The sequence below is a fragment of the Streptomyces rubiginosohelvolus genome (assembly GCF_014649875.1).
In the GTDB taxonomy this organism is placed as follows: domain Bacteria; phylum Actinomycetota; class Actinomycetes; order Streptomycetales; family Streptomycetaceae; genus Streptomyces; species Streptomyces rubiginosohelvolus.
Map to the genome: position 1 here is coordinate 123,289 of NZ_BMTW01000006.1, position 25,803 is coordinate 149,091.

Genomic DNA, 25,803 nt, shown 5'->3' on the forward strand with positions numbered 1-25,803 from the left:
GAACGGCCCATGACCTGGTACACCGCCCTCGTGCTCGCCGTCGCCGCCGAGCGCCTCGCCGAACTCGTGGTGGCCCGACGCAACACCCGCTGGAGCCTCGCCCGGGGCGGCGTCGAATCGGGCCGGGGACACTATCCGGCGATGGTCGCGCTGCACACCGCGCTCCTGGCCGGCTGCCTGGCGGAGGTCCGGTTCGCCGAACGCCCCTTCCCGCCCGTCCTCGGCTGGGTCATGGTCGCCGTCGTCGTGGCCGCGCAGGCGCTGCGCTGGTGGTGCATCCGTACGCTCGGCCCCCGCTGGAACACCCGCGTCATCGTCGTCCCCGGTCTGCCCCGGGTCACCGGCGGCCCCTACCGGTGGCTGGGCCACCCCAACTACGTCGCCGTCGCCGCCGAAGGCCTCGCGCTGCCCCTGGTCCACGGGGCGTGGGTGACGGCCCTGGTGTTCTCCGCCCTCAACGCCGCGCTCATGGTCGTACGGATCCGCTGCGAGGACGGGGCGCTGGCCCGCCTCCCGGCCCTGGACGCACGGGCGTGATCGACGTCCTGGTCGCGGGCGGCGGACCGGCCGGCCTCGCCGCCGCGATCCGGGCCGCCTCCGCGGGCCTGGAAACGGTGGTGGTCGAGCCGCGCACCGCCCCCGTCGACAAGGCGTGCGGCGAGGGCATCATGCCCGGCGGCGTCGCGGCCCTGCGCGACCTCGGCGTCCGGGTGAAGGGCCACGAGCTGCGCGGCATCCGCTACACGGACGGCCGGCGCAGCGCGGAAGCGGCCTTCCGGGGCGGCCCGGGCGCGGGCGTCCGCCGCACCGAACTCCACGCGGCCCTGCACGAGCGGGCCGCAGCCCTCGGCATCAGTACCGTCGCCGCCAAGGTGGGCGAGATCCGGCAGGACCAGCACACCGTCACCGCCGCCGGACTCACCGCACGCTGGCTCATCGCCGCCGACGGGCTCCACTCGCCGCTGCGCCGCGCCCTGGGCCTCGACCACCCGGTCCCCGGCCCCGGACGCTACGGGCTGCGCCGCCACTACCCGCTCGCCCCCTGGACGGACCACGTCGAAGTGCACTGGTCCCGGCACGGCGAGGCGTACGTGACCCCGGTCGGCGAGCGCCTGGTGGGCGTGGCCGTACTGAGCCGCGACCGCCGCCCCTACGACCAGCACCTGGCCGCCTTCCCTGCCCTCGCGGCCCGGCTCGCGGACGGCCCGGGGGCCACTCCCGTACGCGGAGCCGGTCCGCTGCGTCAGCGGGCGCTGGGCCGACGGGCCGGGCGCGTCCTGCTCGTCGGCGACGCGGCGGGGTACGTCGACGCCCTCACCGGGGAGGGCATCGCCCTCGCGGTCGCCACCGCGACGGCCGCGGTCGACTGCCTGAGCACCGGACGGCCCGAGGACTACCCTCGCCGGTGGGCGCGGGTCACCCGCCGCTACCGCCTGCTCACCGCGGCCCTGCTGAGCGCGGCGGGCCACCCGTCCTCGGGCCGGCTGATCGTCGCCGCGGCCCACCGGGCGCCCGCCGTCTTCCGCACCGCGGTCCACGCGCTCCAGTGAGGTCGCGGTGGAGCGTGCGGCAGGGCGCTCGCTCGAATGGCGGACCTCTCATTTCGGGCATAACGTCGGTCGGGTGATCGCCCGCGCTCACGCCGGGCACTGCCCCCGGCACGAGAGACGAACTCCACCATGACGGGCTCCCGCGCGACATCCACCCCCACGGCCACAGCGCACGACCGGCACCGGAGCGGACTGGCGCTGCTGGTCATCGCCTCGTGCCAGCTGATGGTGGTGCTCGACGTCACCATCGTCAACATCGCGCTGCCGCACATGCAGAAGGACCTGGGGTTCTCCACGGAGAACCTCTCCTGGGTCGTCAACGCGTACACGCTGACCTTCGGCGGGCTGCTGCTGCTCGGCGGACGGCTCGGCGACGTCCTCGGCCGCCGCAGGGTCTTCATCTTCGGCGTGCTCCTCTTCGTCTTCGCCTCGCTGCTCGGCGGACTGTCCCAGGAGGGCTGGCAGTTGCTGGCCGCCCGCTCCCTCCAGGGCGTCGGCGGCGCGATCGCCTCGCCTACCGCCCTGTCGCTGATCACCACGACTTTCCGCGAAGGCCCCGAACGCAACCGCGCGTTCGGGGTGTTCGCCGGTGTCTCGGCGGGCGGCAGCGCGATCGGACTGCTCGCCGGCGGGATGCTGGTGGAGTGGCTGGACTGGCGCTGGGTCCTGTTCGTCAACGTTCCGATCGGCCTGCTCATCGCGTTCGCCACTCCCCGCTACATCGCCGAGTCGGAGCGCCACGCCGGCCACTTCGACATCGCGGGCGCCCTGAGTTCCACGGTGGGCATGGTGCTGCTGGTGTACGGCTTCATCCGCGCGTCCGAAGACGGCTGGACCGACTCCCTCACACTCGCCTCGTTCGCCGCCGCCGTTGTCCTCCTGGCCTTGTTCATCGCCATCGAACGCCGCTCCCGGCAGCCCATCACCCCGCTGTGGATGTTCCGCGACCGCAATCGCGCCGGGTCGTACGCGATGATGCTCAGCCTCTCCGCGGCGCTGTTCGGGATGTTCTTCTTCCTGACCCTGTTCGTGCAGGACGTGCTCGACTTCAGCCCGCTGCGGGCCGGGCTGGCCTTCCTCCCGGTCAGCGCCGTCATCGCGATCAGCGCCGGCCTGGCCTCCCAGCTGCTGCCCCGCTGGGGCCCCAAACCCTTCATGGTCGTGGGCGCGGTCCTCGCCGCGGTCGGGCTCGGCTGGCTGACGCTGACCGACGTCCACAGCTCCTACCTCGGCTCGATCCTCGGCCCGATGCTGGTTTTCGGCTTCGGCATGGGCATGCAGTTCGTTTCGCTGACCCTGATGGCGGTGTCGGGTGTCGCCCCCAAGGAGGCGGGCGCCGCCTCCGGCATCCTCAACGCCACCCAACAGGTCGGCGGCTCGCTGGGGCTGTCGATTCTGGTGACGACGTTCGGCACGGCCAGCCGCAACGAGGCGAGCGAGCAGATGCCGAGCTTCCGCCAGGAAGCCACGCGAGCCCAGATCGAGGAGGCCCAGAGAACCGGCCAGCTGCCACCGCCCTGGGGCGACGAGATCCTCACCTCGGGCGTCTCCAGCGCCTTCGTCGTCGCGGCCTGCTTTGCCGTGGTGGCCGCCCTGGTCGCCCTGTTCGTCATCCAGGTCCGCCCCGCCGACCTGGCCCGCCTCCAGGGCGGCGCGACGCCGCTCGGGGCGGAGGGGGCGGGCGACGGCGATGCGGACGAGCCGACGCCCGGCCCGGACGCGACCCGGCACGACCCGGACGTACCATCGCCCGACCCGGACGATCCACGGCCGGAGCCGGACACCGACCGACCCACGAAAGGGCTGTGACCCATGGACTGGACCCTCGAAGTGATCGTGCTTCCCGTGACCGACATCGACCGGGCCCGGGACTTCTACCGGGACAAGCTCGGCTTCCACGTCGACATCGACGACGAGGTGATGCCGGGCGCCCGAGTGGTCCAGCTGACGCCGCCGGGATCCGGCTGTTCGATCGCCCTCACCTACGGGCTTCCCAGCCCCACGGGAACCCCGCACCCGGGCACGTACCACGGCCTTCAGCTCTGCGTCACCGACATCGACGCCGCGCACGCCGAACTCGTCGGCCGGGGCGTCGAGGTCTCCGAGCCGCAGCGGTACACCTCCGACGACGGGGCGACCTTCATGTACTTCACCGACCCGGACGGCAACGGCTGGGCCGTGCAGGAGTACCGCCGCCGCGAGACCGAACCCCTGTACAAGCTTCTGGCCGACCAGGCAGCCGGGAACAGGGGGAACTCGGGGGACACGGTGGGGTGAACCGGATGCGAAGGTGGATCGCGCCGCATCCGGTCCACCAGAATGCTCCCCGTATCGCGTGCAGAGATCCATCAGCGCAAGGGAGCGGCATCCACATGGGCGGCAACGCAGAGATGGTGGCCTTCGTCCGGGCGCGGCTCGCCGACGAGGAACACGTCGCACTGGCCGCCGGCGGGGACCGATGGCGGTGCCCGGCCGATGTGCCGGGCGAGGTCCACGACCGCACCGGCGGGGTGGCGTTCACGGTGCGGGGCCGGGGCTTCGACCAGCACATCGCTCTCCAGAACCCCGCCCGGACCCTGGAGCGCATCGAGACGAACCGCGTCATGCTCGGCGAGTACGAGGAGGTGGCCGACCTGGACACCGACCGCCCGGCCGAGGACTTCCGCTCCGGCCGTGCGGTGGGCCTGGGCTTCGCCGTCCGGCAGCTCGCCGCCGAGTACGCGGGCCACCCCGACTACCAGGCGCGTTGGCTGCCCCGGTTCATCCAGTAGCCGATCGCCCCTGAACGGACGGTGACCGGTGTGGTTCGAGGCGGTGACCAAGAGGGTGATCCACGCCAAAATGGCGTTGCTCTCTGGTGAGGAGTCATCCCGCCGTGTAGCGTCGCCGACAGATGTCGTGGTTCGCAGTACCTGCCCGCGCCTGGCGCGGGCGTTTTGCTGTGCAGTGCCTGAGAACCAGGGCGATCACCTCCGGGTCCGCGCGGTGCGGATCCGTTTACTGCTGAGAGGTACAGGCATGGCCAGCGGAACCGTCAAGTGGTTCAACTCGGAAAAGGGCTTCGGCTTCATCGCGCAGGACGGCGGCGGCCCCGACGTCTTCGCGCACTACTCCAACATCAACTCCACCGGCTTCCGTGAGCTCCAGGAAGGCCAGGCGGTGACCTTCGACATCACCCAGGGCCAGAAGGGCCCGCAGGCGGAGAACATCACCACCGCCTGATCCGGGTTGACCGACCCTGGAGCCCCGGAGCGCGACGCGCTCCGGGGCTCCAGGGCGTTCTGGGCCGGTGGGTCAGCGGGATGGGCCGTCGCCCTCGGCCTCCACGGCCGACAGAGGGGTGGCGATGTCCTCCAGCGAGCGCTGCTCGGCGGGCACCGCGAAGAAGAGCGCGACCACGCCTGCCGCCACCATCAGCGCGGCTCCCACACAGAAGGCGATGACCGCGTCGGCCACCACGCCGCTCTCGGTGAGGCTCGCGAACAGCAGCGGCCCGGAGATTCCGCCCGCCGCGGTGCCGATGGCGTAGAAGAACGCGATCGACATCGCACGTGTCTCCATCGGGAAGATCTCGCTGACCGTCAGGTAGGCGGAGCTCGCACCGGCCGAGGCGAAGAAGAGGACCACGCACCAGCACAGCGTCATGGTCGTGGCCGTCAGCAGCCCCGCGCCGAACAGCCATGCCGTTCCGAACAGCAGCACGCCCGACAGGATGTACGTGCCCGAGATCATCGGACGACGGCCCCAGGTGTCGAACAGGTGCCCGAGCAGGAGGGGGCCGAGGAAATTGCCGAAGGCGATGACGGCGAAGAAATACCCGGTCGTTCCGCTGGAGACGTCGAAGAACTTCACCAGGATGGACCCGAACCCGAAGGTGATGGCGTTGTAGAGGAACGCCTGCCCGATGAAGAGGGCGAAGCCGAGCGTGGCCCGCCGGGGGTGGTCGCGGAAGACACTCCGGCCGATCTCCAGGAAACCGACGCTCTTGCGCTGGCGGATGGTGATCTCCGTCGTGGCCTCCGGGAGCGGCTTTCCCTTCTCCTCCTCGACCGTGCGCTCCACGTCGTCGACGAGACGCTCCGCCGCATCCCCGTGGCCGTGGATGAACATCCACCGGGGGCTCTCCGGAACATGACGGCGAACCAGCAGGATGACCAGGCCGAGCACGACACCGAGGGCGAACGTGAGCCGCCAGCCGATGTCCTTCGGGAAGATGTCGGTGTTGAGGGCGACGACCGAGAGCAGGGCGCCGCCCATCGCTCCGAACCAGTAACTGCCGTTGATGATGAGGTCGACCCGGCCACGGTACTTGCTCGGGATCAGTTCGTCGATGGCGGAGTTGATGGCCGCGTACTCCCCGCCGATGCCGAAACCGGTCAGGAAGCGGCAGAGGAAGAACCACCAGGGAGAGAGCGAGACTGCGGTCAGCGCGGTGGCCCCGAGGTAGACGGCCAGAGTGATCAGGAACAGCTTCTTGCGGCCGTAGAGGTCGGTGAGGCGGCCGAAGAAGAGGGCCCCGCAGCAGGCACCCGCCACATACAGCGCGGCCGCGACACCGGTGACCTGGGCGTCCGTGATGGCCAGGCCGCTGCCGTCCTCGGACAGGCGGCTCGCGATGTTGCCGACAACGGTGACTTCCAGGCCGTCGAGGATCCACACGGTCCCGAGGCCGACCACGATCATCCAGTGCCACCGTGACCACGGAAGCCGGTCCAGCCGCGCGGGGACCCGGGTCGAGACCGTTCCCAGCACCGGTTCGTCTCTGCTCATGCGCCTGACTCCTCAGCTGCGGCGACCCGGCCTTGTGGTTCGGGCCGGAGCGCGGGTACCCGGCGATGAAACCGGACAAACAGCGGTCGGGGCGGCGGGCCGCGCGGGAAGGGGTGGTTCCTGTTCTTGCCGGCTGTCGTCCGGTCGGGTGGCCATGATCCGGGGATTGGGGGGCCGCACCGTGGGTACGCGGTGGCTCGCGAACCCAACGCCCCTGGAAACCTCTGGGAGCGAGAACGGAGGGCAGATCCATGCTGAAGGCCATCGCGGACGTGCTTCGCTCCATCGGAGGAGCCATTGCCACCGTGGTCACGTTGCCCTTCCGGGCGCTGGCCCGTCTGTTCGGCGGCGCGTCGAGCAGCGCGCGCGGGCACCACTGAACCCACGACATGCCGGTGCCCCAGCCCTTCGGAAGGGCTGGGGCACCGGCATGTCGTGGGTGTCGGAGGCGGCGGGTCAGCCCGTCGCCTCGTCCGGGACGGGGTGCTCATCGGGGTGCGCGCCCGCGTTGCGGGGCTCGTTCCGGCCGGCGCCCGCCTCGTCCAGCTCGGGCCCCTCGTTCTGGCGGGCCACCCGGTCCGGAACCGGTATGTCGAGAGCGTCCTCGCCCTCCTGATTCTGCTGGTCCGGCATGTCCGCCGGTACGGGGGGCGGGCTGCCGGAAGCCCCGGTGTAGGCGGTGCCTTCCGGCCTGCGGTCGGTCATGAGAGCTTCCTTCCGTACGGCCCCGGTGCGACCGGGGAGGAGTGATGCGCCCAGGTGGGTACCCGCTGCCGGGCGAAGCAGTCACCCGGCCCGATGAGGCGGGGGACACAGGGGCGCGGCCTCCCGCGCCACGCTCCGGGGAGGCGGATGAGAAGGTGCGGGGCCCGTGTGGTCCGGCCATATTGGGAGCTCCGGGCCACCGGCCCGGCACGTGCCGCGGGAGTCGGCGGTGGAAGCGCCGTTCGCGGAGTGTGACCTGCCCGGGCGTGGGTACCCGGGGCGATGCCCCACCGGGGCACCATGTCGCCCCCACTCGGTCGCGACATCACCCGACCGACCCCGCGGAAGGATCCCCGCATGCTGATGGCCCACCCCACGGTGCTGCGCAATCTGATCGAGCAGTACGAGGCCCTGCGCGTGCTGCACGCGGAGAACGGCGGCCAGGAGGCCAGGCAGCGCATGGACGACGTGGCGTACACGCTGTGCGTGTCGACCGGCACGAGCGACGTGGACAGCGCGCTGGTCGCCGCCCGCCACCGGTTGCCCGGCGCCCGCCCCGAGGACGACTCCGTCCTGTCCGCCTGACCTGCCGAGCGTCGAAGGGGAGGCCCCGTGGTCCGCACGGTGGGAGTCGAGGAAGAATTGCTGCTGGTCGACGAGGACAGCGGCGAGGCCCGGGCGCTGTCATCGGCGGTGCTGGCGATCGCCGAGAAGGACACGGCCGGGGAGTCGCCTTTCGAGGCGGAGCTGCACCGCCAGCAACTGGAGTTCTCCACGCACCCCTGCGCGGACATGGGCGAGCTCGCCGACTCGGTCCACCGGTGGCGCGCCCAGGCCGTGCAGCACGCCGCCGACGCCGGGGCGTCGGTCGCGGCCCTGGCGACCTCTCCGCTCCCGGTCAGCCCGAAGATCGGCACGGGGGAGCGGTACCGGTGGATGGCGGAGCGCTTTGGTCTCACCGCCCAGGAGCAGCTGACCTGCGGCTGCCACGTCCATGTCTCGGTGGCCTCGGACGAGGAGGGCGTCGCCGTGCTCGACCGGGTGCGCTGCTGGCTGCCCGTCCTGCTCGCCCTGAGCGCCAACTCGCCGTTCTGGCAGGGGCAGGACAGCCGGTACAGCAGCTACCGCAGTCAGGTGTGGGGGCGGTGGCCCTCGGCCGGCCCGGTGGACGTCCACGGCTCCGCCGAGGCGTACCACGCCGGCGTGCGGTCCCTGGTCGCCACCGGAGTGCTCAAGGACGAGGGGATGGTCTACTTCGACGCGCGCCTCTCGCACCGCTACCCCACGGTGGAGGTCAGGATCGCGGACGTCTGTCTGGACCCGGCCGACACCGTGCTGCTGGCCACCCTGGTTCGAGGACTGGTGGAGACGGCCGCCCGGGAGTGGCGGGCCGGTGAGCCGCCGCCGGGGGCCGGTACGTCCCTGCTGCGCGCGGCCTCCTGGCAGGCGGGCCGCTCGGGTCTGGAAGGCCGCCTTGTCCACCCCCGGACCTGGCGGCCGGAGCCCGCGCCCGATGTCCTCGCGGCCCTCCTGGACCATGTGCGGGACGCTCTGAAGGACAGCGGCGACCTGGAAGCCGCGGAGAAGGCCCTGGCGACCGTGGTCCGGCGCGGGAACGGGGCACGGATCCAGCGCGAGACGTTGGCGCGGACCGGGAGTCTGCGTGACACCGTGGCCGAATGCGTCCGCATCACGGCCGGATGAACCACCCACCCATCAACCCCCATCAGCCACCACAGGAACGGAGCAGTCCATGTCCACCACCGCTCTCGACGACCGCCGGATCCTGGCCGTCGTCACCAACTACGGCGTCGAGCAGGACGAACTCGTCGTCCCCGTGAAGCACCTGCGCGACCACGGGGCCCAGGTCAGCGTGGCGGCGGTCTCCGCCGACGAGATCCGCACCCTCGTGGGCGACCGCGATCCCGGCGAGACCGTGCGGCCCGACCTCACCCTCGGTGACGTCGACCCCGCCGCGTACGACCTCCTCCTGGTCCCGGGCGGCACCCTGAACGCCGACTCGCTGCGCCTGGAGGACGCCACCACCCGGATCGTGAGCTCGTTCGCCGCTTCCGGCCGGCCGGTGGCCGCCATCTGCCACGGGCCGTGGGCGCTGATCGAGGGCGGCTATGTCCGCGGCAAGACGCTGACCTCGTACGCCTCGCTGCGGACCGACATCACCAACGCGGGCGGCACCTGGGTCGACAAGCCGGTGGTCCGCGACGACGCCGAGGGCTGGCCGCTGATCACCTCCCGGAACCCCGGAGACCTGGACGACTTCCTGGGCGAGATCGATGCGGTGCTCGCCGAGAACTGACCCGGCCCCGCCACCTTGTGCGGGGCGGTCCGGCCGGCCCGGGCTGCGTCCACCGTCGGCCGTCAGGCGAGCGTCTGCGTCACCTCGCTGCGCGTGGCGGTGTGCACGACCCGGCACCGCGCCCCGTTGACGAGCGGCAGGTACGGCGGCACATGGCCGCACTCGACGTCGGCGACGATCGGCACGTTCAGCGGTCCGAGCGCGTCCATCACGGCCTGGTGCTGGGTGAGCGAGACGGTGTCCGGAGCCGCCGTCCGGCCGACGAGCACGGCGTTCGCGGCGTCGAAGAACCCGGCCAGGCGCATCCCGTGCAGATAGCGGCAGATGGCGAGCGCGTCGTCGCCGGCGGCCTCCACGAACACGAGAAGGCCCTCCGGGGCGTGCGTCCGGGCGAACGCCGAGGTGTCGAGGTACGGCGTTCCGGTGAGGTTGCACAGCATCTCGACGCAGCCCCCGATCAGCCGCCCCTCGACGTCCACGTCGCCGCCGCCGTCGAGCCGGGTCCACCGGCCCGGGATGTCGAGCGTGAGCGTACGGGCGCCGGGGTGCGCCGCCCAGTCGTCCCAGCCCGAGGCCCGGTGCCGTTCCGGCGGGATCTGGGTGAAACGGTGGCCCGGCGGGGCGGCGACGACGTCGAACCAGGACACCAGTCCCTCCGGCACCCGGTACGGGGTGTCCATGAGGTTGTTCCCGTGCACGGTCGCCACCCCGGTGAGCAGGGTCAGCGGCGTCATCACCGTCGACATGTCCGAGTAGCCCACCACCCAGGTCGGCTCCGCCGCCCGCACCGCTTCCCAGTCGATCAGCGGCAGCAGGTCGATGGCGGTCTCCCCGCCCCACGGCGGCACCACGGCCCGGATGCCTGGGTCTGTCAGCATCGCCGTCAGCTCGGCCGCCCGGTCCGCCGCGGGCGCGCTGACATGCCCGGAGCCGTCCATGCACCGCCCGGTCACGACCTCGTACCCCCGCGCCTCCACATCGCGCACCGCCACGGCGAGCCGCTCACGCAGTTCCTCGGGCACTCCGCTCGAAGGGGAGGTGACGCCGATGCGGTCACCGGGGCGCAGGGGGCGTGGGTATCGAACGGGCATGCGTGGGATCTTGGCACAACCCGCCTGCGCCGGGTCAGCGAATTTCGGCGGGCTGCAGGGGAAGTTCGGCATGGCGGACGCGGAAGCCGCCCCGGGTCGCCGGAGCGAAGGGCGCGGGCGCCATGCAGGTCCCCGCCTTCGGAGCGGTGACGTTCCCTGCTCGTCGGCCTTCTCGGGGTCGACGTTCGCCACGCCCCACGAGAACCCGAGCCGGTCCGGCTCGCCCGCGCGCCCCTCACTGACGCTGAAGCCCAGCCGCTCGCCGACGGGCCCCACGTCGGACCGGGTGACCACGGCGGTGAGCGTCGCCGTGCCGCCCCCGGTGACCAGGCAGTCCACCCGGGCCTTCGCCGTGGCGACCTGCCCCGTGGCGGCGACGATGTGGCGGAAGCTCACCGTCCCCCGCGCGTCGGTGGGCAGCCCCTGGGGCAGTCCGGGAAGCGGGCGGGAGTAGGGCGCAGCCTCGGCGTCGATCGTGAAGCGGATGTCGTCGTCGGGGCTGAACACATAGTGGATCCGTGCCGATCCGTGGACGCTCGCGGTCCTGGCCGGTTTCGTGGCGGGGGCGCCGTCGGCCGGCGGCGCACGATCGAGGCCGTCTCGAACCGCTGAGCGCGGAAGGTTAGGCTGACCTAAGTCAATTCGGTTCTCTCGTCCCCGCGGGCGAGGCGCTCAGGCCGACCACGCGTACGAAGGGGCAGTGTCCATGACGATCCACCGAGCCGTCGTCGCCCGAGTGCAGCCGCTCACCCCGAGCATGACCCGTGTCACCCTCCACGGAGAGGGGCTGGCCGGCTTCCGGACCACCGGGGTCGGCGACGAGTACGTGCGGATCTTCCTCCCGCACGGCCCGGACCGCACTGACGTCTCCCTGCCCCGGACCACCGAGCAGGGCGGCTGGGAGACCCCCGAGGGGCAGCCGGTCGCGCCGATGCGCACGTACACGATCCGGGCCGTCCGCCCGGAGGCGGGCGAGGTCGACATCGACTTCGTGCTGCACGAGGGCGGTGTGGCGTCCGGCTGGGCCGCCGAGGCGCGTCCCGGCGACGTCGTGGGCGTCAACGACCCCACCGGGCTCTACAGCCCCCCGGACGATCTCTCCTGGCAGGTGCTGGTCGCCGACCAGACCGGTCTGCCCGCCGCCGCCCGGCTGCTGGAGAACACCCCCGGGCATGTCCGGACCCGGGCGGTCCTGGAGGCGCCCGACCCCTCGGCCGCGCTGCCGCTGCGCGAGCCGGCCGACTCCAAGGTGACCTGGACCTACGGCGGGAACGGCCACGGACCGAGCCGTCTGGCCGACCTGGTCGCCGCCGCCGTCCCGCCCGGCACGGACCTCGCGGGCGGGTACGTCTGGGTGGCCGGGGAGACCAACGCCCTGCGTGCCGTGCGCCGTTACCTCCGGCGCGAGCTGGGGCTCCCGGCCGAGCGCTTCAAGGTCGTCGGCTACTGGATACCGAACTCCGACACCTGGTCCGAGCGGTACGAAGCCCTGCCCGACGCCGTGCGCTCCGAGCTGGAGGCCCTCTGGGACAACCCTGCGCCGGGCGGCGAGACCGAGGACCTCACCATCCGCTACGAGGCCCGCCTCAGCGACCTCGGGCTCTGACCGCCCCCGTCCGCTTCCGCGTTCCCCGGCCCCGCGGCGCACCGAGCGCCAGGGTCCGGGACCGCCCTCAACGACGCCCAGAACGCCCACATCTGGCTCGTCGGGACGCTCAACGGGCGGGGCTGGTCCTCCGTGCAGATCATGGCCGTCGCGCAGATCGCCGTCATGGTCAGCCGCAGCCCCGGGGTCAGCCTGGTCTCGGCGGGGGCGGTGGCCGCCGGACCGCTCTCGGCCGCACACCTTGCTTCCGGCCAGTTCTTCTCCGCCCTGGTCTGGGCCGACCGGCAGGTCGGATGGATCGAGGTGGTGGAGGAGTCCCAGCGCAACAACCTGCTGCCGGTGGGCGTCACCACCGCCGTGCTGGGCGGGGTGTACCTCGCCTGGGTGCTGTTCAAACGGCGCGGCGCTGGGACCGCGTGTAGGAGAAGCCCCCGGCCGGAGGGCGTCCGGTGGAGGCTGGGAGTGCCGGGAACCAGTCGGAGAATCCGGTGATGCGCAGGTGAGTTGCAGGGTTCGGCGAGTCAACCGTGGGGTGAGTGGGTAAGGTTGCCGTCGATCAAGTGAAGATAGCCTTGCCTAAGTCAATGGAGGATGCGGTGACCAATCCGTTCGAGGACGAGGACGGCACCTACCTGGTGCTCGTCAACGACGAGGGACAGCACTCCTTGTGGCCCGCGTTCGCCGAAGTGCCCGCCGGATGGACCGTGGCCCACCCGGAGGACACCCGCCAGGCATGCCTGGACTACGTCGAGCAGAACTGGACCGACCTGCGGCCCAAGAGCCTGATGGAGAGCATGGCGGCCGATCCCGCATGAGGAGCCGTCACCGGTGACGGCGGAACGGGAGGGCCGCGAGGCGTCGCAGCCCGTTACATCTTCTTCAGCATGCCTTCGATCTCGTCGACCGTGGCGATGGCGAAGGTGTAGTTGGCCATCACGAAGTGCCGCGAGGGGAAGGCCCGTCCGGCCTTGACCGCGGGCACGCCCTTCCACAGTTTATGGTCCAGGAGCGCCTGGGTGGTGGGCGTCGGCTTGCCGTCGGCCTGCACCGAGTAGATCAGGGCGTCGCAGTCCTTGAGGACGTCCATCTCCTCGTAACTCTTCAATACGAAGCCCGCCTCCTTTTCGGGCAGCCCCGCGCCGATCCGCAGACCGACATCGCGCGCCCCCGTGACCAGCGGCGTCCCCAGGAAGAACTTGCCGCTCGGGCCGCCGCTCAGCGGCGCCCACGTGGTGGTCTCGATCTGCTTGCGGTAGGCGGTTTTCACCTCCGCGAGCCGGTCCTCGTACTCCTTCTTCTTCGCCGCCAGCTCACCCTCGCGGTTGACGGCTTCGCCACCTTGGCGATCTGCTCGTTCCAGAACGCCCCGCTGGTGTGCCAGTCGAAGTAGGCCACCGGCGCGATGGTCTTGAGCGGGGCCGACTTCTCCTTGTAGAACTGATCGATAATCAGGTCGGGCTTGAGGGTGGCGATGGCCTGGGAGTTGGGCGTCTCGGGCGCACCGATCGTGGCGACGTTCTTGAGCTGCTCATAGCTGTCCGCGGGCAGCAGCTGGGGGTTGGCCGCCCATTCGGGGATGCCGACGGGAACGATCCCGAGATCGAGGAGCATCAGCGCGTCGTAGTTCTCCAGAACCACCACCCGCTTGGGGTTCTCCGGGACCTTCACCGTCCCGTTGTCCGTCTCCAGGCTGCGCGTCGTCGCACCGGACGTCTCCTTGGAGTCGCCGTCCGAGGCCTTGTCGTCGGACTCGCTCACGCCACAGGCCGTCAGCCCCAACGCCGCCGCGGCGCCCGTGAGTCCGCCGGGGAGACGCCTGCGCTCCACCGTGCCGGACTGGACACGTGAACGTGCCATGGTCACTCCTTCGTCGGGAACGGAAAGATCTTCCGGCCGCACGAAGACGCCACCGCAAGTAAGGTATGCCTAACCTACCGCTTCCGAGCAGGATTCAGGGAGCCGATCCCGATCGGTGACGAGGAGTCCGCACGCCATGAGCGACGAACTCCGCGTCGAACTGCCCCGTACCCGACGAGACTTCCCGCGCGAGCACGCCACCACCCCTCACCCAGGACAGCGAGGTCCGACCCCCACCATGCCTTCCGCACCCCTCAACGGAATCGACGTCGTCTTCGACGACACCGGCGGCGACGGCGAGCCCGTGCTGCTCGTCAACGGCACCGGCGCCACCCGCACCGCCTGGCGCGCCCACCAGACCCCCGCCCTGGTCGCCGCCGGCTACCGGGTCATCGCCCCGGACAACCGCGGCATCCCGCCGAACGCCTTACCGCCCGGCGGCATCACCCTGGAGGCCATGGCCGCCGACCTGGCAGCCCTGATCGACCACCTCGCCCTCCCGCCCTGCCGCCTCGTCGGCTTCTCCCTCGGCGCGTCGATCGTCGGCGAACTCTGCCTCACCCGGCCCGAACTCGTCTCCCAGGCCGTGCTGATGGCCGGGCGGGCCCGGCTCGACACCTTCGGCGACGCCATGTCCCGCGCGGCCGGCGACCTGTACGACAGTGGCGCCGCCGTCCCCGCCTCCCACGAAGCCGTCTTCCGGGCCCTGTGCTACCTGTCGCCCCACACCCTGCGCGACCCCGGCGCCGTCCGGGACTGGCTCGACGTCTTCACGTACGCCCAGGCGACGACCGGCCCCGGCATCCGTGCCCAGTACGACGCGATGCGCGGCGTCGACCAACTGCCCCGGTACGCCGGGCTCGACGTACCGCTGCTGTGCATCGGCTTCGCCGACGACGTCATGATCCCGGCGGCCGCCGGCCGGGACATCGCCGACACCGTCCCCGGCGCCCGCTACACCGAGATCGAACGCTGCGGCCACTACGGCCACCTCGAACGCCCCGCGGAGGTCAACGCCGCCATGCTCGACTTCTTCGCCCGCCGCCCCGAGGCCGTGCGCCCCGAGGCAGCGCACGCCGCCGCCTGCCGGGGCGAGAGCCCTCGTACCTCCGGGCGGGGTGGAACGTGAACGCCACGACCGGGCAGCGCCCGTACGAGCCCACCACCCGCGACGGGCTGAGACTCCTCGCGGGCTGCCTCCGGGACCGCCCCGCCCTCGCTGCCCTCGCCGTCCTCGGCGGACTCGTCTACCAGCTCGCCCTGCCCTGGTTCATCGAACGCGCCGTCGACCAGGGCATCGTCCAGGAGGACCACTCCGCCCTCCTCCGCTGGGCCCTGATCATCGGCGGCGCCGGAATCCTCGCCGCCGTCGCCGAGATGGTCCTCGGCTGGTACTCCACCCTGCCCGCCACCACCCAGGGCAACCGGCTCTACATCGCCCTCGCCGACCGCGTCTCCCGCCTCGACGCCCGGGCCGTCGCCCGGTACGGGGAAGGCGACCTCGGCATGCGCGGCACCCGGGACGTGGACCTGGTCCGCGGCTGGCTCTCCGGTGTCGCCTCGTTCCTCACCGGCGTCACCGGGTTCGTCGTCATGATCGTCGCGATCACGCGGCTCGACCCGCTCCTCGCCCTGATCTGCCTGCTGTGCGTCCCGCCCCTGGTGTGGATCAACACCTTGGTTCCCGAAGCGGTTCGGCGCGGCCAACACCGCCCTCTCCGCCGCCCACGGCAGCCGCGCCGACGCCGTCGAGGAACTGCTCTCCGCCAGCGCCGCCGTCCGCGGCCTCGGCGGCGAACCCGCCCTGGTCCGACGCCACCACGAGCGCAGCGCCACCGTCACCGCGGGTGACCATCGGTGGCTGAGCATCAGCGCCTGACCGCGACCCCCGACCAGCGCCGCGTCCTGCGCAGAGCCTGGCCGCACATGCGCCCCGAACGCCGGGGCATCACCCTCGCCCTGCTCGCCGGCGCTGCCGCGACCGCCACCACCGTCGCCGTCCCCGCCGTCATCGGTGCGGGCGTCGACCAGATCCTCCAGCGGGACCGCACAGGCCTGTTTACCGCCGTCGCCGCCCTCACCGCACTGGCCCTGCTCCGGCTGGTCCTGCTCCGCCAGTCCGAACTGCTGCTCATCTCCGTCGGCGAACGCGTCGTGCGCGCCCTGCGCGAACTGGCCGTCACCCGGCTCTCCCGGGCCCCGCTCCGCTTCCTCGAACGGTTCCGGCGGCGGCGGCCTCGGCGGCCCCTCCGGCGACCTGCTCCGCCGCACGCCGCTGCATCGTGCTCATCCCGCAGCGCGTCCACCTGATCGAGGGCACCCTCCTCGACAACCTCCGGCTGGTGCCCGGCGACCCCGACGAGCAGCGCATCGCCGAGGCCGTCGACCACCTGGGCCTCGCCGACTGGGTCCGCTCGCTCGACGAGGGGCTGCACACCGACCTCGGACGCGGTACGGGCCGGCTCTCGGCCGGTGAACTCCAGCTCATCGGCCTCGTCCGGGCGGCACTCCTGGACCCGGCGGTCCTCGTCCTCGACGAGGCCACCGCCGACATCGACCCGGAGACGGCGCGCACCCTGGAGACCGCCATCGACACCCTGCGCACCGACCGCACCCTCATCGTCATCGCCCACCGCGAGGCCACCATCAAACGGCTGCCCCGCATCATCCGCCTCGACGAGAACGCCCTGCTGGCCCACAACTGAGTCCCGGCCGCCCGATGGCCCCGCACCCCGTGTGCGGGGCCATCGGCGTGCTCGCGGCACCGGTACGGGCCAGGGCCTAGGCTGCGACCGGCACCGGCCCCGACGGATTCAGGAGCGCACCCCCGCATGAACCACCCCGTCCGCGACGTCCCCTTTCCCTTCCCCGACGCGCTGAGCACCGACGCGTCCCCGGCGCCGCATCCCCTGCTCGCCCCGGTGACCGGATTCCTCGGCACCTGGCGGGGCACGGGGAGCGGCGGGTACCCCACGCTGGAGGCGGACTTCACGTACGCGCAGGAGGTCACGTTCAGCCACGACGGGCGCCCCTTCCTCGCGTACGAGGCCCGGGCCTGGCTGCTCGACGCGGACGGGAAACCCCTGCGCCCGTCCGCCCGGGAGACCGGCTGGTGGCGGCTGCAACCGGACGGCCGGGTGGAAGCCCTGATCACCCAGCCCACCGGCATCGCGGAGATCCTCTCCGGCCACGCCCGCGACGGCGCCGTCGACCTCGCCACCGAACAGGTCTCCCTCGCCCCCACCGCCAAGGAGGTCGACGCCACCCGCCGCCGCTACACCCTGACGGATCCGGACACGCTCGCCTTCGTCCACGACCTTGCCGCGGTCGGCCGGCCGCTTCAGCACCACCTGTCGGCCGAGCTCTGCCGAACAGCGCCCGGCCAGGGCGGTTAGTTGCCGGAGCGTGACCGAAACAGCGGCATGGCGAAGGGGCTACGGGGCAGGTGGACGGGAAGCCAGGAGAACAGGAGCACCCTCCCGATGTCCCTTCCCTCGTACCCGGATTCCCCGTACTCGGCGCCGCCCGTTTCCGACCACGACTCCTACGGCGGTCAGCAGCCCGCCCGGACGAACGGCTTCGCCGTCGCCGCCCTGGTGCTCGGCCTCCTCGCCTGCCTGTTCTTCTGGACCGTCGTCGGCGGACTGCTCCTCGGCCTGCTCGCCGTCGTCTTCGGCATCATCGCCGCGCTCCGCACCCGACAGGGCCGCGCACCGCGCCGCGTGATGGCCATAGTCGGTGCCGTGTTCGGTGCCCTCGGGCTCATCGGGTCGGCGATCGTCCTCGTGGTGGCCGTCTCCGTGTTCGACTCCCAGGAGTTCAAGGACTTCGAGAAGTGCGTGGACCAGGCCAACGGGCAGGCCGCCGAGGACCGGTGCACGGAGGACTTCATCGACGAACTGAGCAACTGACGGATCCCGGAGGAACCGCCGCCCCCCGGGGCGGCGGCGTACGCTCGGCCCATGGTGCATGTACTGGGCAGCAGGATCCTGCTCCACCCCACCGACCCCGACCGTTCCCGCGCCTTCTACGGCGAGGCCCTGGGCCTCGCCGTCTACCGTGAATTCGGTACGGGCCCCGAGCGCGGCACGGTCTACTTCCTCGGCGGCGGATTCCTGGAGGTCTCCGGGCGGGGCGAGGAGCCGCCCTCGTCGGCCGTGCGGATCTGGCTCCAGGTCGACGACGCCGAGGCCGCCCACGAGGAACTGCGGGCCAAGGGCGTTGCCGTCCTGCGACCCCCGAAACGCGAGCCCTGGGGACTGGTCGAGATGTGGATCGAGGACCCCGACGGTGTGCGGATCGCCGTCGTCGAGGTGCCCGACGACCACCCTCTTCGCTACCGGCCCTGACCGCCGGTCGCCGCACATCAGTCCACCCCCGCCCGGCACCGCACCGCCGGTTGCACGCGCACCGGGTGTTTGCCACGGTGTGGGTGGGTAGGCGGCCCGGTGATCACCGGGTAACCTCACCCGCCTGACCGTCCGCACCAAGGCACCGAGCAGATAAGGAGGGTTCGATGTCCTCGAAGCGACGTCGTAAGAAGAAGGCCCGCCGCAAGAACGGCGCGAACCACGGCAAGCGTCCCCAGAGCTGAAGGGCCGGGACGCGCAGCGGCCTCGCCGGACCGATCGGTCCGGCGAGGCCGCTGCGGTTTCCGTGGGCCGGGGGAGGGCCGTGCGGAACTCGGGTCCACCTGCTGATGCCCGGTGGGCGCCCGATTCACACCCCAAGCGGGGCCGTGGGTTCCGTTCCCGCCCTGGCGCAGACCGAAGCGGCCGTGGCGGCCGCGTATTCCAGCATCGCCCGGGCCTCGGCGCCGGACAGCTCGGTCCGCCACCCGGTCTCCGCCCCGAGCCAGGCCAGCATCCCCGCCATGAACGCGTCACCCGCGCCGATGGTGTTCACCACCCGCACCGCAAGGGCGGGGACGGAGACCGCCGGAGCGTCCCGGACGTACGCGGTGGCGCCCCGGGCACCCCGGGTCAGCACCACCAGCCGTCCCTGCCCGGCGAGCCTCCGGCAGCTCGCCTCCGGCTCCGCGTCCGGCCACAGCCGCACCAGATCCTCGTCGCTCGCCTTCACGACCCGCGCGAGCGCGCACAGCTCCCGCAGCCGCTCCAGGCTCCGTACGGGGTCCAGGGTGCGGTCCTCGCGCACATTGGGGTCCACCGCGAGCACACCGCTCCGGGCGGCCGCCCGTGCGGTGGCGGCCACGACCTCCGCCGCGGGCTCGACGACCGCGGCGAGCCCGCCCACGTACACCGCGCCGAAACGCGGCACCTCCGCCGTGCGGTCGGGCAGCGCGAAGGTCGCCGTGTCGCCGAGATGGAAGCGGTACGTGTTCCCGTGGTCACCCGGGTCGGCCACCGCGAGCGCGGTGGGCAGCGGCGGGCGGGCGCTCAGCGAGAGATCGACGCCCGCCCCGGTCAGCCACGCCCCGATGCGGCTGCCGAAGGCGTCGTCGCCGAGCCCGCCCACGAAGGACGGCCGCCCGCCGAGCCGGGCCAGGCCCACCGCGACGTTCGCCGGCGCACCGCCCGGCTGGGCCACCCGGACCGCGCCGTCCTCCCCGGCCGGCACCAGGTCCACCAGCGCCTCGCCGAGCACGAGCACGGAGCGGGGGTCCCGGCCGGAGCCGGGACCCGAGGGCGAGGAGCCCGTCACGGCTCCACCACGATCTTGCGGCCGATCCCCGCCTGGAAGCGCTCGATCGCCTGCGGGTACTGCTCCAGCGGCAGCCGGTCGCTGATGAACACCGACGCGTCCAGCACCCCGCTCGCGAAGAGCGCGGCGGCCCGCTCGTAACTGTGCAGGACCGCCATCGACCCGGTGATGGTGATCTCCTGGTTGTAGATCTTGTACGGCTCGATCACCGCGGTCGTGGCGTAGTCGGAGACGCCGAACTGGAGGAACGTCCCGCCCTTGGCGACCCTCCCCAGCCCGTCCTGGATCGCCCCCGCGTTGCCGGTGGCGTCGATGACGACGTCCCAGCCGCCCGGGCGGTCCAGCTCCTCGGCGCGGGCCGCGGCTCCGGTGCAGCCGAGCGTCGTCGCGGTCGCCAGCCGCTGTGCGTTGATGTCCAGCACGTCCACCGAAGCCGCTCCGGTGCGCTTGGCCAGCTCCAGCATCATCAGCCCCATGGTCCCGGACCCGTAGATCAGCACCTGGGCCCCGAGGTTGCCGTTCAGGACGTCGTAGCCGCGCACCGCGCAGGACAGCGGCTCGATCAGCGCCGCGTCGCGGACGTCGATGTGCTCCGGGAGGCGTACGCAGTTGGCGACGGGCGCCACCGCGTACTCGGCCGCGCCCCCGGGCACGGTGACGCCGATCGCCGCCCAGTTGTCGCAGAGGTTGCCCCGGCCGGAGCGGCAGTAGCGGCACTCGTGACAGTGCAGCGAGGGGTCCACGGCCACCTTGTCGCCGACGGACAGCTCGGTGACGTCCGCACCGAGGCCCACGACCTCCCCGGCGAACTCATGACCCGGCACGATCGGCAGCGTCGGGGCGAACTCGCCCTGGAGGATGTGGAGATCGGTCCCGCACAGCCCGCACGACGCCACCTTGACGACCACGTCGCGGGGGCCGGGCGTGGGGTCCGGGACGGTGGTCACGGAGACCTTGCCGACGGCTTCGACGATGGCTGCCCTCATTTGACTGCTCCCAGCGAGAGGCCCTGGACGAGTTTGTCCTGGGCGGCGTAGCCGGCGACGAGCACCGGCAGGGACACGACCACGGACGCCGCGCACAACTGGGCGAGGAAGAGCCCCTGGCTGGTGACGAAGGTGGTCAGATGGACCGGGGCGGTACCGGCGACCACGCCGGTCAGCACCCGTGCGAACAACAGCTCGTTCCAGCTGAAGATGAAGCAGATCAGGGCGGTGGCGGCGATTCCGGGACCGGCGACCGGGGCGACTACCCGGCGCAGCACCGTCGGCAGCCGGGCCCCGTCGACCTGCGCCGCCTCGATGATGGAGACGGGCACGTCCGCGAGGAAGGACTGCATCATCCACACCGCGATCGGCAGGTTCATCGAGGTGTAGAGCAGGACCAGCAGCCAGATGTTGTCCAGCAGCCCCGTGTTCTTCGCGAACAGGTAAACCGGCAGCAGCCCGGCGACGACGGGGAGCATCTTCGTGGACAGGAAGAAGAACATCACGTCCGTCCACTTGCGCACCCGCCGGATCGACAGTGCGTACGCGGCGGGCAGCGCGAGCAGCAGCACCAGCACGGTCGAGAAGAACGAGGCCGCCAGCGAGTTGACCAGCGGGGGCCACGGCGTCGGGCCGCCACCGCCGCCGAAGAACGTGCGGTAGCCGTCCAGGGTCAGCGCGGCGGCGAGCGAGGGCGGGTTGGTCGCCGCGTCGGCCTCCGCGTGGAAGGACGTCAGCACCATCCACAGGGCCGGCAGACAGAAGCCGATGCCCACGACCCAGGCGACCACACCCAGGGCGGCCGAGCGCCGACGGGCCTTGCGCGTAGTGGCGTCGGCGGTTGCGGATGTCACGGTCGAGGCGCTCATGCGCGGCTCGCCTCCTCACGGAAGAGGGAGGAGACCACCCGGAGCGCGAAGGTGGCGATGATGATCGTGCCGATCACCACGACCACGCCCGCCGCCGACGCCAGCCCGTACTCGTGGGCCCGGTAGAAGGTCTCGTAGACGGTGTACGGGAGGTTGGCGGTGCCCAGACCGCCGGAGGTGATCGTGAACACCGCGTCGAAGTTCTGCACGATGTACACCGACCCGAGCAGGATGCCGAGTTCGAGATAGCGGCGCAGATGCGGCAGGGTCAGATGGCGGAAGATCTGCCATGGCCCGGCCCCGTCCAGCCGCGCGGCCTCCATGATCTCCGCCGGCCTGCTCTGCAGCCCGGCCAGCAGGATCAGCATCATGAACGGCGTCCACTGCCACACGAGCGACGCCTCGATGGCGATCAGCGGCATCTCGGACGTCCACTCCGGCTGTGCGATCGACTCGATGCCGAACAGCTCGCCGAACCAGGTGAGTGCCCCGTTGAACAGCCCGTACTCGGGGTTGTAGAGCGCGTGCTTCCACAGCAGCGCGGCGGAGACCGGCACCAGCAGGAACGGGGTGATCAGCAGCGTGCGCACGAACCCCCGGCCGAAGAACGTGCGGTCCAGGAGCAGGGCGAAGACCAGCCCCAGCACGACGCTGACGATCACGACCGTCGCGGTCAGGACGACGGTTGTCACGACCGATTCGCGCAACGCCTCGTCGGTGAAGACCGACGCGTAGTTGGAAAGGCCGGTGAAGTGGCGCTTCTCCGGCTTGAGGGAGTTCCAGTCGAAGAGCGAGATCACCAGCGTTGCCACGAAGGGCAGTTGGGTGACGGCGATCAGGAAGATCAGCGCGGGCAGCAGAGGCGCGCGGGTCGCCCAGGCGCGCCGCCGGTCACCGCCGCCCGGCTTCTTCGCCGGAGCCTGCGGGGAGGCTGTGGTCTCTCTCGTCGCGGTGACGGTCATCGGTACTCCTCCGCGACCTTCTCGGCCAGCTTCTGGGAGGCGGCGAGCGCGGCGTCCACCGACTGGCGGCCCGCGATGGCGGCGCTGATCTCCTGCGCCACCCGGGTGCCCAGATCGGTGAACTCCGGTACGCCGACGAACTGGATGCCCGCCGTCGGGCGGGGCTGGGTGCCCGGGTTCTTCGGGTCGGCCTCGGAGATCGCCCGCTCGGTGACATCGGCGAACGCCCCTGCCTCCGCCCGGTAGTCGGGGTTGGCGTAGGTGGAAGCCCGTTTGCCCGCCGGGACGTTGGACCAGCCGCTGGTGGCGCCGACGAGCTCCTCGTACTCCTTGCTGGAGGCCCAGGAGACGAACTTCCAGGCGTCGTCGGACTTCTTGGACGCCTTCTGCAGACCCCAGGCCCAGGTGTAGAGCCAGCCGGAGCTCTTGGTCTCCTCGACGGGGGCGGGGACGTACCCGATCTTCCCCTTCACCGGGGAGCCCTTCGCCTCCAGGGATCCGGCGCCCGCCGTGGCGTCGTACCACATGGCGGTCTTGCCCTGCGTCATGTTGTTCAGGCACTCCGCGTACCCGGACTGCGGGGCGCCCAGCTCTCCGTGCTCGCGCACGAGATCGACGTAGAACTTCGTCGCCTTCTTGAACTCCGGTGCGGTCAGGCGCGGTTCCCAGTCCTCGGTGAACCAGGTACCGCCCATCGTGTTGACGACGGTGGTCAGCGGGGCGATGACCTCGCCCCAGCCGGGCAGCCCGCGCAGGCAGATGCCCTTCATCCCGCGCTCCGCGCCGTCCGTCCGCTCGGCGAGCTTTGCCACCTCCTCCCAGGTCGGCTTCTCGGGCATGGTGAGGCCCTGCTTCTCGAAGACGTCCTTGCGGTACATCAGGAAGGACGACTCGCCGTAGAAGGGCTGGGCGTAGAGCTTGCCGTCCTCGGCGGTCAGCGACTCCCGCAGCGGCGCCAGGATGTCCTCCTGGTCGAAGGCGGTGTCGGCCTTCGCGTAGTCGTCGAGGGGATGCAGCCAGCCGTTCTTCGCGAAGAACGGCAGCTCGAAGTTGCTGATGGTGGCGACGTCGTACTGACCGGCCTGGTTGGAGAAGTCCTGGCTGATCTTGTCGCGTACGTCGTTCTCGGGCAGCACCGTGAAGTGGACCTTGATGCCGGTCTCCTTCGTGAAGTGCTTCGCGGTGAGTTTCTGCAGCTCGACCATCTGCGGGTTGTTCACCATCAGTACGTTCAGCGCGTCGCCGCCCCCGAAGGAGGTCCCGCCCGCTCCGGCGCAGCCGGTGGCGAGCAGGGCCAGTGCGGCGGTCACGGCACACGTCCGCCCCCGCCTACGTGGTCGGCGGCGGCGTCCTGGATGAGGCATGGGGGCTCCTGATCAGTCGTAGCGGCTCGGTGATCGGGTGGACGAGGGCATGGCGAACCACGCCCCGGCGGGTGGGGGAGTGGAGCGGTGGTACGGGCGCCCTGCGAGCGGGCGGTGGGGACGGGTCGGACGGGTCAGACGCGGATGACCTGGGGGCCGAGCAGGGAGTAGCGCTGGGCCTCGGCCGAGGGGAGTCCGGCGTCGGTGACGATCGCCTCGAAGTCACCGACTCCGGCGAAGCGGCAGAAGCTCACCGCGCCGAACTTGCTGTGGATCCCGGCGAAGATCCTGCGCCGGGAGCTGCGCAGCGCCTGCGCCTTGACCTCGGCGACGGCGGGGTCCGGGGTGGTGAGACCGTACTCGCGGGAGATGCCGTTGGCCCCGACGTACGCCAGGTCGATCACGAACTCCGAGAGCATCCGGGAGGCCCAGTGGTCGACGGTCGCCATCGTCGAACCGCGGACCCGGCCGCCCAGCAGCAGCACCGAGGTCTTCTCGACGGCGGCGAGGGAGGTGGCGACGGCCAGGGACGCGGTGACCACGGTCAGCGGCCGGTCCTGGGGGAGCGCCTCGGCGACGAGCTGCGGGGTGAAGCCCTCGTCGACGAAGACCGTCTCGGCGTCACCGAGCAGATCGGCCGCCGCGGCCGCGATACGCGACTTCTGCGGAACGTTACGGGTGGTGCGGACGGCGAGCGTGGTCTCGAAGCCGGCCGACTCCACCGGATAGGCGCCGCCGTGGGTCCGGCGGACGAGCCCGTGCTCCTCCAGTACGTGCAGATCGCGGCGGACGGTCTCCTTGGCCACCTTGAACAGGTCCGCGAGGGCGTTCACCCCGACCGACCCCTCCCGCCGGGCCGTGTCCAGAATTCCCCGACGGCGTTCCTCGGTGTCCACGGCGCACTTCCCTGGTCGCTGCTGCGCCCGCTTCGGGCGGAGCCCGTCAGTCCGTTCGGGCTCATGTGTCGTTTGTACAAGCAGTCCAGGGGCCACCACCAGCAGCTTCACCGAATCCCCTCGGCCCGTTCGTGCCCGCTTTCCGGGGATGATCGTGCTGGTCAGGCCCGGACAGCCGCCGTGTCGGCTGTCCGGGCCGCCCGATTTCGCGCGTTCACCGCCCGAATGTTGCCCGAATCGTGGAGCGGGGGTGTGCGCGGGCTGTCAGAGTTCGGAGCCGAACGCCTCGGCCAGCTCGCGCCATTCGGCGCGCGGCAGGCCGCCGCCGCCCTCGTCGGCGGTGAGGACCTGCAACGCGACGTGGTCCGCGCCCGCGTCGAGGTACTCCCGCGTCCGGCGCGTCACCACCTCCGCATCGCCCAGCGCGAAGAGGGCGTCGAGGAGACGGACGCTGCCGCCACCCTCGAAGTCGCCTTCCGTGAACCCGAGGCGCAGGAGATTTGCTGTGTAGTTGGGCAGTTGGAGATACATCCCCAGCATGGTCCGCGCGGTGGTACGGGCCCGGTCGAGGTCCGTGTCCAGGACGGCGGTCAGCTCCGGGGCGAGCAGGGAGTCGGGCCCGAGCGCCGCCCGGGCCTCCGCGGTGTGCTCGGTGGTGACGAGGTAGGGGTGCGCCCCGAGCGAGCGGTCGGCCGCGAGCTTCAGCATCTTCGGCCCGAGAGCTGCCAGGACCCGATGGCCGGAGCCCACGGACGGCTCTGCGGCGTCGAGCGCGTCGAGGTAGTCCACCATCGCGCTGTACGGCTTCGCGTACTGGGGCACCATCGGGCCGTGGCTGACGCCCAGCCCGAGGACGAAGCGGCGGCGCGCGTCCGGATCGATCGCCGAGACCGCGGCCGCCACCTCCTCCGCCGTGTGGTTCCAGATGCTCAGGATGCCGGTGGCCACGGTGATCGAGCGGGTGGCGGCCACGACGGCGGCGGCGTCGCCGGGCGTCGGACTGCCCCCGATCCAGACGGTGCCGTACCCCAGTTCATCGAGTTCGGCGAGCGCCTCCGCGATCGCCCTCCCGCCCGCGTCGTCCACGCGTGACGCGTGGAGGGCGCTGCTCCAGATCCCCACGCGTCCGAAGGTGCTGCCCGTTCCGGTCGTCTCAGAAGTCATGG

The 25,803-nt window shown here is 71.7% G+C and carries 33 protein-coding genes; 21 read left to right on the top strand and 12 right to left on the bottom strand.

The genetic code is table 11. The features are described 5' to 3' along the window. Positions 1–9: 9 nt before the first annotated feature. The 6 genes from IE134_RS16355 to IE134_RS16380 all read left to right on the top strand — a co-directional run bounded on the left by IE134_RS16355 (position 10) and on the right by IE134_RS16380 (position 4,772). A complete protein-coding gene (locus IE134_RS16355; protein WP_030717538.1) occupies positions 10–537 on the top strand; it encodes an isoprenylcysteine carboxyl methyltransferase family protein in 528 nt (175 codons plus the stop codon). Then, positions 534–1,550, top strand: a complete 1,017-nt coding sequence (locus IE134_RS16360) for an NAD(P)/FAD-dependent oxidoreductase (protein ID WP_098017182.1) — start codon at positions 534–536, stop codon at positions 1,548–1,550. The genes IE134_RS16355 and IE134_RS16360 overlap by 4 nt, the downstream gene beginning before the upstream one ends. A 129-nt stretch (positions 1,551–1,679) precedes the next feature. Further along, positions 1,680–3,359, top strand: coding sequence for an MFS transporter (locus IE134_RS16365; RefSeq protein ID WP_098017183.1), 1,680 nt, complete (start codon positions 1,680–1,682; stop codon positions 3,357–3,359). A 3-nt stretch (positions 3,360–3,362) separates the two neighbouring features. Further along, positions 3,363–3,827, top strand: a complete 465-nt coding sequence (locus IE134_RS16370; RefSeq protein ID WP_030717550.1) for a VOC family protein — start codon at positions 3,363–3,365, stop codon at positions 3,825–3,827. 95 nt (positions 3,828–3,922) lie between these two features. Then, positions 3,923–4,321, top strand: a complete 399-nt coding sequence (locus IE134_RS16375; protein ID WP_030717551.1) for a DUF6221 family protein — start codon at positions 3,923–3,925, stop codon at positions 4,319–4,321. Positions 4,322–4,568: 247 nt separating this feature from the next. Then, on the top strand, positions 4,569–4,772 hold the full coding sequence (locus tag IE134_RS16380) for a cold-shock protein (protein ID WP_003964323.1): 204 nt from the start codon (positions 4,569–4,571) through the stop codon (positions 4,770–4,772). A gap of 72 nt (positions 4,773–4,844) precedes the next feature. On the opposite strand, the gene IE134_RS16385 is transcribed toward IE134_RS16380, so the two are convergent. Continuing rightward, entirely contained in the window at positions 4,845–6,320 is a 1,476-nt protein-coding gene (locus tag IE134_RS16385) for an MFS transporter (RefSeq protein WP_098895507.1), read from the bottom strand. Positions 6,321–6,571: 251 nt separating this feature from the next. Between IE134_RS16385 and IE134_RS34445 the strand changes: the two genes are divergently transcribed. Beyond that, entirely contained in the window at positions 6,572–6,700 is a 129-nt protein-coding gene (locus IE134_RS34445; protein WP_003964321.1) for an LPFR motif small protein, read from the top strand. A gap of 76 nt (positions 6,701–6,776) precedes the next feature. Here the strand turns inward: IE134_RS34445 and IE134_RS16390 are convergent, their stop codons facing one another. Further along, positions 6,777–7,025 carry a hypothetical protein gene (locus IE134_RS16390; protein ID WP_030717555.1) on the bottom strand — a complete coding sequence of 83 codons (249 nt, stop codon included), beginning with the start codon at positions 7,023–7,025 and terminating at the stop codon, positions 6,777–6,779. Between the two features lie 357 nt (positions 7,026–7,382). Between IE134_RS16390 and IE134_RS16395 the strand changes: the two genes are divergently transcribed. The 3 genes from IE134_RS16395 to IE134_RS16405 are packed head-to-tail and all read left to right on the top strand — an operon-like array spanning position 7,383 to position 9,342. Next, positions 7,383–7,610: a DUF5133 domain-containing protein gene (locus IE134_RS16395; protein WP_098017184.1), complete on the top strand. Its 228-nt coding sequence runs from the start codon at positions 7,383–7,385 to the stop codon at positions 7,608–7,610. A 27-nt stretch (positions 7,611–7,637) separates the two neighbouring features. Then, entirely contained in the window at positions 7,638–8,729 is a 1,092-nt protein-coding gene (locus tag IE134_RS16400) for a glutamate--cysteine ligase 2 (protein WP_030717561.1), read from the top strand. A 49-nt stretch (positions 8,730–8,778) separates the two neighbouring features. Further along, positions 8,779–9,342 (top strand): DJ-1/PfpI/YhbO family deglycase/protease, encoded by a 564-nt coding sequence (locus tag IE134_RS16405; protein ID WP_030717562.1) that lies wholly within the window; start codon positions 8,779–8,781, stop codon positions 9,340–9,342. Between the two features lie 62 nt (positions 9,343–9,404). Here IE134_RS16405 and IE134_RS16410 read toward each other — a convergent pair whose 3' ends face one another. After that, positions 9,405–10,433, bottom strand: coding sequence for a S66 family peptidase (locus IE134_RS16410; RefSeq protein WP_189430878.1), 1,029 nt, complete (start codon positions 10,431–10,433; stop codon positions 9,405–9,407). 706 nt (positions 10,434–11,139) lie between these two features. Between IE134_RS16410 and IE134_RS16420 the strand changes: the two genes are divergently transcribed. The 3 genes from IE134_RS16420 to IE134_RS16430 all read left to right on the top strand — a co-directional run bounded on the left by IE134_RS16420 (position 11,140) and on the right by IE134_RS16430 (position 12,854). After that, on the top strand, positions 11,140–12,039 hold the full coding sequence (locus IE134_RS16420; RefSeq protein ID WP_089118028.1) for a siderophore-interacting protein: 900 nt from the start codon (positions 11,140–11,142) through the stop codon (positions 12,037–12,039). Between the two features lie 141 nt (positions 12,040–12,180). Next, the gene (locus tag IE134_RS16425; protein ID WP_229823596.1) at positions 12,181–12,531 is read left to right on the top strand and encodes a hypothetical protein; all 351 of its coding nucleotides are present in this window, start codon (positions 12,181–12,183) and stop codon (positions 12,529–12,531) included. A gap of 104 nt (positions 12,532–12,635) precedes the next feature. Beyond that, a complete protein-coding gene (locus IE134_RS16430; protein WP_030717571.1) occupies positions 12,636–12,854 on the top strand; it encodes an MbtH family protein in 219 nt (72 codons plus the stop codon). Between the two features lie 53 nt (positions 12,855–12,907). Here the strand turns inward: IE134_RS16430 and IE134_RS34170 are convergent, their stop codons facing one another. Both IE134_RS34170 and IE134_RS34175 read right to left on the bottom strand, forming a co-directional pair. Further along, positions 12,908–13,306 (bottom strand): TroA family protein, encoded by a 399-nt coding sequence (locus tag IE134_RS34170; protein ID WP_229823598.1) that lies wholly within the window; start codon positions 13,304–13,306, stop codon positions 12,908–12,910. Then, complete coding sequence (locus tag IE134_RS34175; protein WP_229823600.1) at positions 13,303–13,896, bottom strand: ABC transporter substrate-binding protein; 594 nt, start codon at positions 13,894–13,896, stop codon at positions 13,303–13,305. Before IE134_RS34175 ends, IE134_RS34170 begins: the two co-directional genes overlap by 4 nt. 238 nt (positions 13,897–14,134) lie before the next feature. Between IE134_RS34175 and IE134_RS16440 the strand changes: the two genes are divergently transcribed. From IE134_RS16440 to IE134_RS34650, 8 genes are all read left to right on the top strand, one after another. Next, positions 14,135–15,025 carry an alpha/beta fold hydrolase gene (locus tag IE134_RS16440; protein WP_030717574.1) on the top strand — a complete coding sequence of 297 codons (891 nt, stop codon included), beginning with the start codon at positions 14,135–14,137 and terminating at the stop codon, positions 15,023–15,025. Continuing rightward, positions 15,022–15,747, top strand: coding sequence for an ABC transporter transmembrane domain-containing protein (locus tag IE134_RS16445; protein WP_229823602.1), 726 nt, complete (start codon positions 15,022–15,024; stop codon positions 15,745–15,747). Before IE134_RS16440 ends, IE134_RS16445 begins: the two co-directional genes overlap by 4 nt. A 6-nt stretch (positions 15,748–15,753) precedes the next feature. After that, positions 15,754–16,206, top strand: coding sequence for a hypothetical protein (locus IE134_RS34180; protein WP_229823604.1), 453 nt, complete (start codon positions 15,754–15,756; stop codon positions 16,204–16,206). Next, entirely contained in the window at positions 16,179–16,601 is a 423-nt protein-coding gene (locus IE134_RS34185; RefSeq protein ID WP_229823606.1) for an ATP-binding cassette domain-containing protein, read from the top strand. The genes IE134_RS34180 and IE134_RS34185 overlap by 28 nt, the downstream gene beginning before the upstream one ends. A 126-nt stretch (positions 16,602–16,727) precedes the next feature. Next, on the top strand, positions 16,728–17,291 hold the full coding sequence (locus tag IE134_RS16455; protein ID WP_098017186.1) for a nitrobindin family protein: 564 nt from the start codon (positions 16,728–16,730) through the stop codon (positions 17,289–17,291). Between the two features lie 87 nt (positions 17,292–17,378). Beyond that, positions 17,379–17,807, top strand: a complete 429-nt coding sequence (locus tag IE134_RS16460; protein ID WP_030717580.1) for a DUF4190 domain-containing protein — start codon at positions 17,379–17,381, stop codon at positions 17,805–17,807. Between the two features lie 51 nt (positions 17,808–17,858). After that, positions 17,859–18,245: a VOC family protein gene (locus tag IE134_RS16465; RefSeq protein WP_030717582.1), complete on the top strand. Its 387-nt coding sequence runs from the start codon at positions 17,859–17,861 to the stop codon at positions 18,243–18,245. A 167-nt stretch (positions 18,246–18,412) separates the two neighbouring features. Beyond that, on the top strand, positions 18,413–18,490 hold the full coding sequence (locus tag IE134_RS34650; RefSeq protein ID WP_370454205.1) for a 50S ribosomal protein bL37: 78 nt from the start codon (positions 18,413–18,415) through the stop codon (positions 18,488–18,490). A 125-nt stretch (positions 18,491–18,615) separates the two neighbouring features. On the opposite strand, the gene IE134_RS16470 is transcribed toward IE134_RS34650, so the two are convergent. From IE134_RS16470 to IE134_RS16500, 7 genes are all read right to left on the bottom strand, one after another. Continuing rightward, positions 18,616–19,560, bottom strand: a complete 945-nt coding sequence (locus IE134_RS16470; protein ID WP_030717584.1) for a PfkB family carbohydrate kinase — start codon at positions 19,558–19,560, stop codon at positions 18,616–18,618. Continuing rightward, positions 19,557–20,546, bottom strand: coding sequence for a zinc-dependent alcohol dehydrogenase family protein (locus IE134_RS16475; RefSeq protein ID WP_010059199.1), 990 nt, complete (start codon positions 20,544–20,546; stop codon positions 19,557–19,559). Before IE134_RS16475 ends, IE134_RS16470 begins: the two co-directional genes overlap by 4 nt. Further along, positions 20,543–21,415 carry a carbohydrate ABC transporter permease gene (locus IE134_RS16480; RefSeq protein ID WP_030717587.1) on the bottom strand — a complete coding sequence of 291 codons (873 nt, stop codon included), beginning with the start codon at positions 21,413–21,415 and terminating at the stop codon, positions 20,543–20,545. The genes IE134_RS16475 and IE134_RS16480 overlap by 4 nt, the downstream gene beginning before the upstream one ends. After that, the gene (locus IE134_RS16485) at positions 21,412–22,377 is read right to left on the bottom strand and encodes a carbohydrate ABC transporter permease (protein ID WP_032786426.1); all 966 of its coding nucleotides are present in this window, start codon (positions 22,375–22,377) and stop codon (positions 21,412–21,414) included. Before IE134_RS16485 ends, IE134_RS16480 begins: the two co-directional genes overlap by 4 nt. After that, a complete protein-coding gene (locus tag IE134_RS16490) occupies positions 22,374–23,741 on the bottom strand; it encodes an ABC transporter substrate-binding protein (RefSeq protein WP_098017189.1) in 1,368 nt (455 codons plus the stop codon). Before IE134_RS16490 ends, IE134_RS16485 begins: the two co-directional genes overlap by 4 nt. A gap of 134 nt (positions 23,742–23,875) precedes the next feature. Next, positions 23,876–24,637 (bottom strand): DeoR/GlpR family DNA-binding transcription regulator, encoded by a 762-nt coding sequence (locus IE134_RS16495; RefSeq protein WP_010059206.1) that lies wholly within the window; start codon positions 24,635–24,637, stop codon positions 23,876–23,878. A gap of 264 nt (positions 24,638–24,901) precedes the next feature. Next, positions 24,902–25,801 (bottom strand): LLM class F420-dependent oxidoreductase, encoded by a 900-nt coding sequence (locus IE134_RS16500; RefSeq protein WP_126931837.1) that lies wholly within the window; start codon positions 25,799–25,801, stop codon positions 24,902–24,904. Between the last annotated feature and the right edge of the window lie 2 nt (positions 25,802–25,803).

Bases quoted from the DNA above. Each gene is read 5' to 3' on its own strand.
- IE134_RS16375 (WP_030717551.1), top strand. From the start codon at position 3,923: ATGGGCGGCAACGCAGAGATGGTGGCCTTCGTCCGGGCGCGGCTCGCC.
- IE134_RS34445 (WP_003964321.1), top strand. From the start codon at position 6,572: ATGCTGAAGGCCATCGCGGACGTGCTTCGCTCCATCGGAGGAGCCATT.
- IE134_RS16480 (WP_030717587.1), bottom strand. From the start codon at position 21,415: ATGAGCGCCTCGACCGTGACATCCGCAACCGCCGACGCCACTACGCGC.
- IE134_RS16460 (WP_030717580.1), top strand. From the start codon at position 17,379: ATGTCCCTTCCCTCGTACCCGGATTCCCCGTACTCGGCGCCGCCCGTT.
- IE134_RS16380 (WP_003964323.1), top strand. From the start codon at position 4,569: ATGGCCAGCGGAACCGTCAAGTGGTTCAACTCGGAAAAGGGCTTCGGC.
- IE134_RS16365 (WP_098017183.1), top strand. From the start codon at position 1,680: ATGACGGGCTCCCGCGCGACATCCACCCCCACGGCCACAGCGCACGAC.
- IE134_RS16355 (WP_030717538.1), top strand. From the start codon at position 10: ATGACCTGGTACACCGCCCTCGTGCTCGCCGTCGCCGCCGAGCGCCTC.
- IE134_RS16485 (WP_032786426.1), bottom strand. From the start codon at position 22,377: ATGACCGTCACCGCGACGAGAGAGACCACAGCCTCCCCGCAGGCTCCG.
- IE134_RS34650 (WP_370454205.1), top strand. From the start codon at position 18,413: ATGTCCTCGAAGCGACGTCGTAAGAAGAAGGCCCGCCGCAAGAACGGC.
- IE134_RS34175 (WP_229823600.1), bottom strand. From the start codon at position 13,896: ATGGCACGTTCACGTGTCCAGTCCGGCACGGTGGAGCGCAGGCGTCTC.
- IE134_RS16465 (WP_030717582.1), top strand. From the start codon at position 17,859: ATGGTGCATGTACTGGGCAGCAGGATCCTGCTCCACCCCACCGACCCC.
- IE134_RS16370 (WP_030717550.1), top strand. From the start codon at position 3,363: ATGGACTGGACCCTCGAAGTGATCGTGCTTCCCGTGACCGACATCGAC.
- IE134_RS16395 (WP_098017184.1), top strand. From the start codon at position 7,383: ATGCTGATGGCCCACCCCACGGTGCTGCGCAATCTGATCGAGCAGTAC.
- IE134_RS16455 (WP_098017186.1), top strand. From the start codon at position 16,728: ATGAACCACCCCGTCCGCGACGTCCCCTTTCCCTTCCCCGACGCGCTG.
- IE134_RS16405 (WP_030717562.1), top strand. From the start codon at position 8,779: ATGTCCACCACCGCTCTCGACGACCGCCGGATCCTGGCCGTCGTCACC.
- IE134_RS16420 (WP_089118028.1), top strand. From the start codon at position 11,140: ATGACGATCCACCGAGCCGTCGTCGCCCGAGTGCAGCCGCTCACCCCG.
- IE134_RS16490 (WP_098017189.1), bottom strand. From the start codon at position 23,741: ATGCCTCATCCAGGACGCCGCCGCCGACCACGTAGGCGGGGGCGGACG.
- IE134_RS16385 (WP_098895507.1), bottom strand. From the start codon at position 6,320: ATGAGCAGAGACGAACCGGTGCTGGGAACGGTCTCGACCCGGGTCCCC.
- IE134_RS16440 (WP_030717574.1), top strand. From the start codon at position 14,135: ATGCCTTCCGCACCCCTCAACGGAATCGACGTCGTCTTCGACGACACC.
- IE134_RS16390 (WP_030717555.1), bottom strand. From the start codon at position 7,025: ATGACCGACCGCAGGCCGGAAGGCACCGCCTACACCGGGGCTTCCGGC.
- IE134_RS16425 (WP_229823596.1), top strand. From the start codon at position 12,181: ATGGCCGTCGCGCAGATCGCCGTCATGGTCAGCCGCAGCCCCGGGGTC.
- IE134_RS16500 (WP_126931837.1), bottom strand. From the start codon at position 25,801: ATGACTTCTGAGACGACCGGAACGGGCAGCACCTTCGGACGCGTGGGG.
- IE134_RS16410 (WP_189430878.1), bottom strand. From the start codon at position 10,433: ATGCCCGTTCGATACCCACGCCCCCTGCGCCCCGGTGACCGCATCGGC.
- IE134_RS16475 (WP_010059199.1), bottom strand. From the start codon at position 20,546: ATGAGGGCAGCCATCGTCGAAGCCGTCGGCAAGGTCTCCGTGACCACC.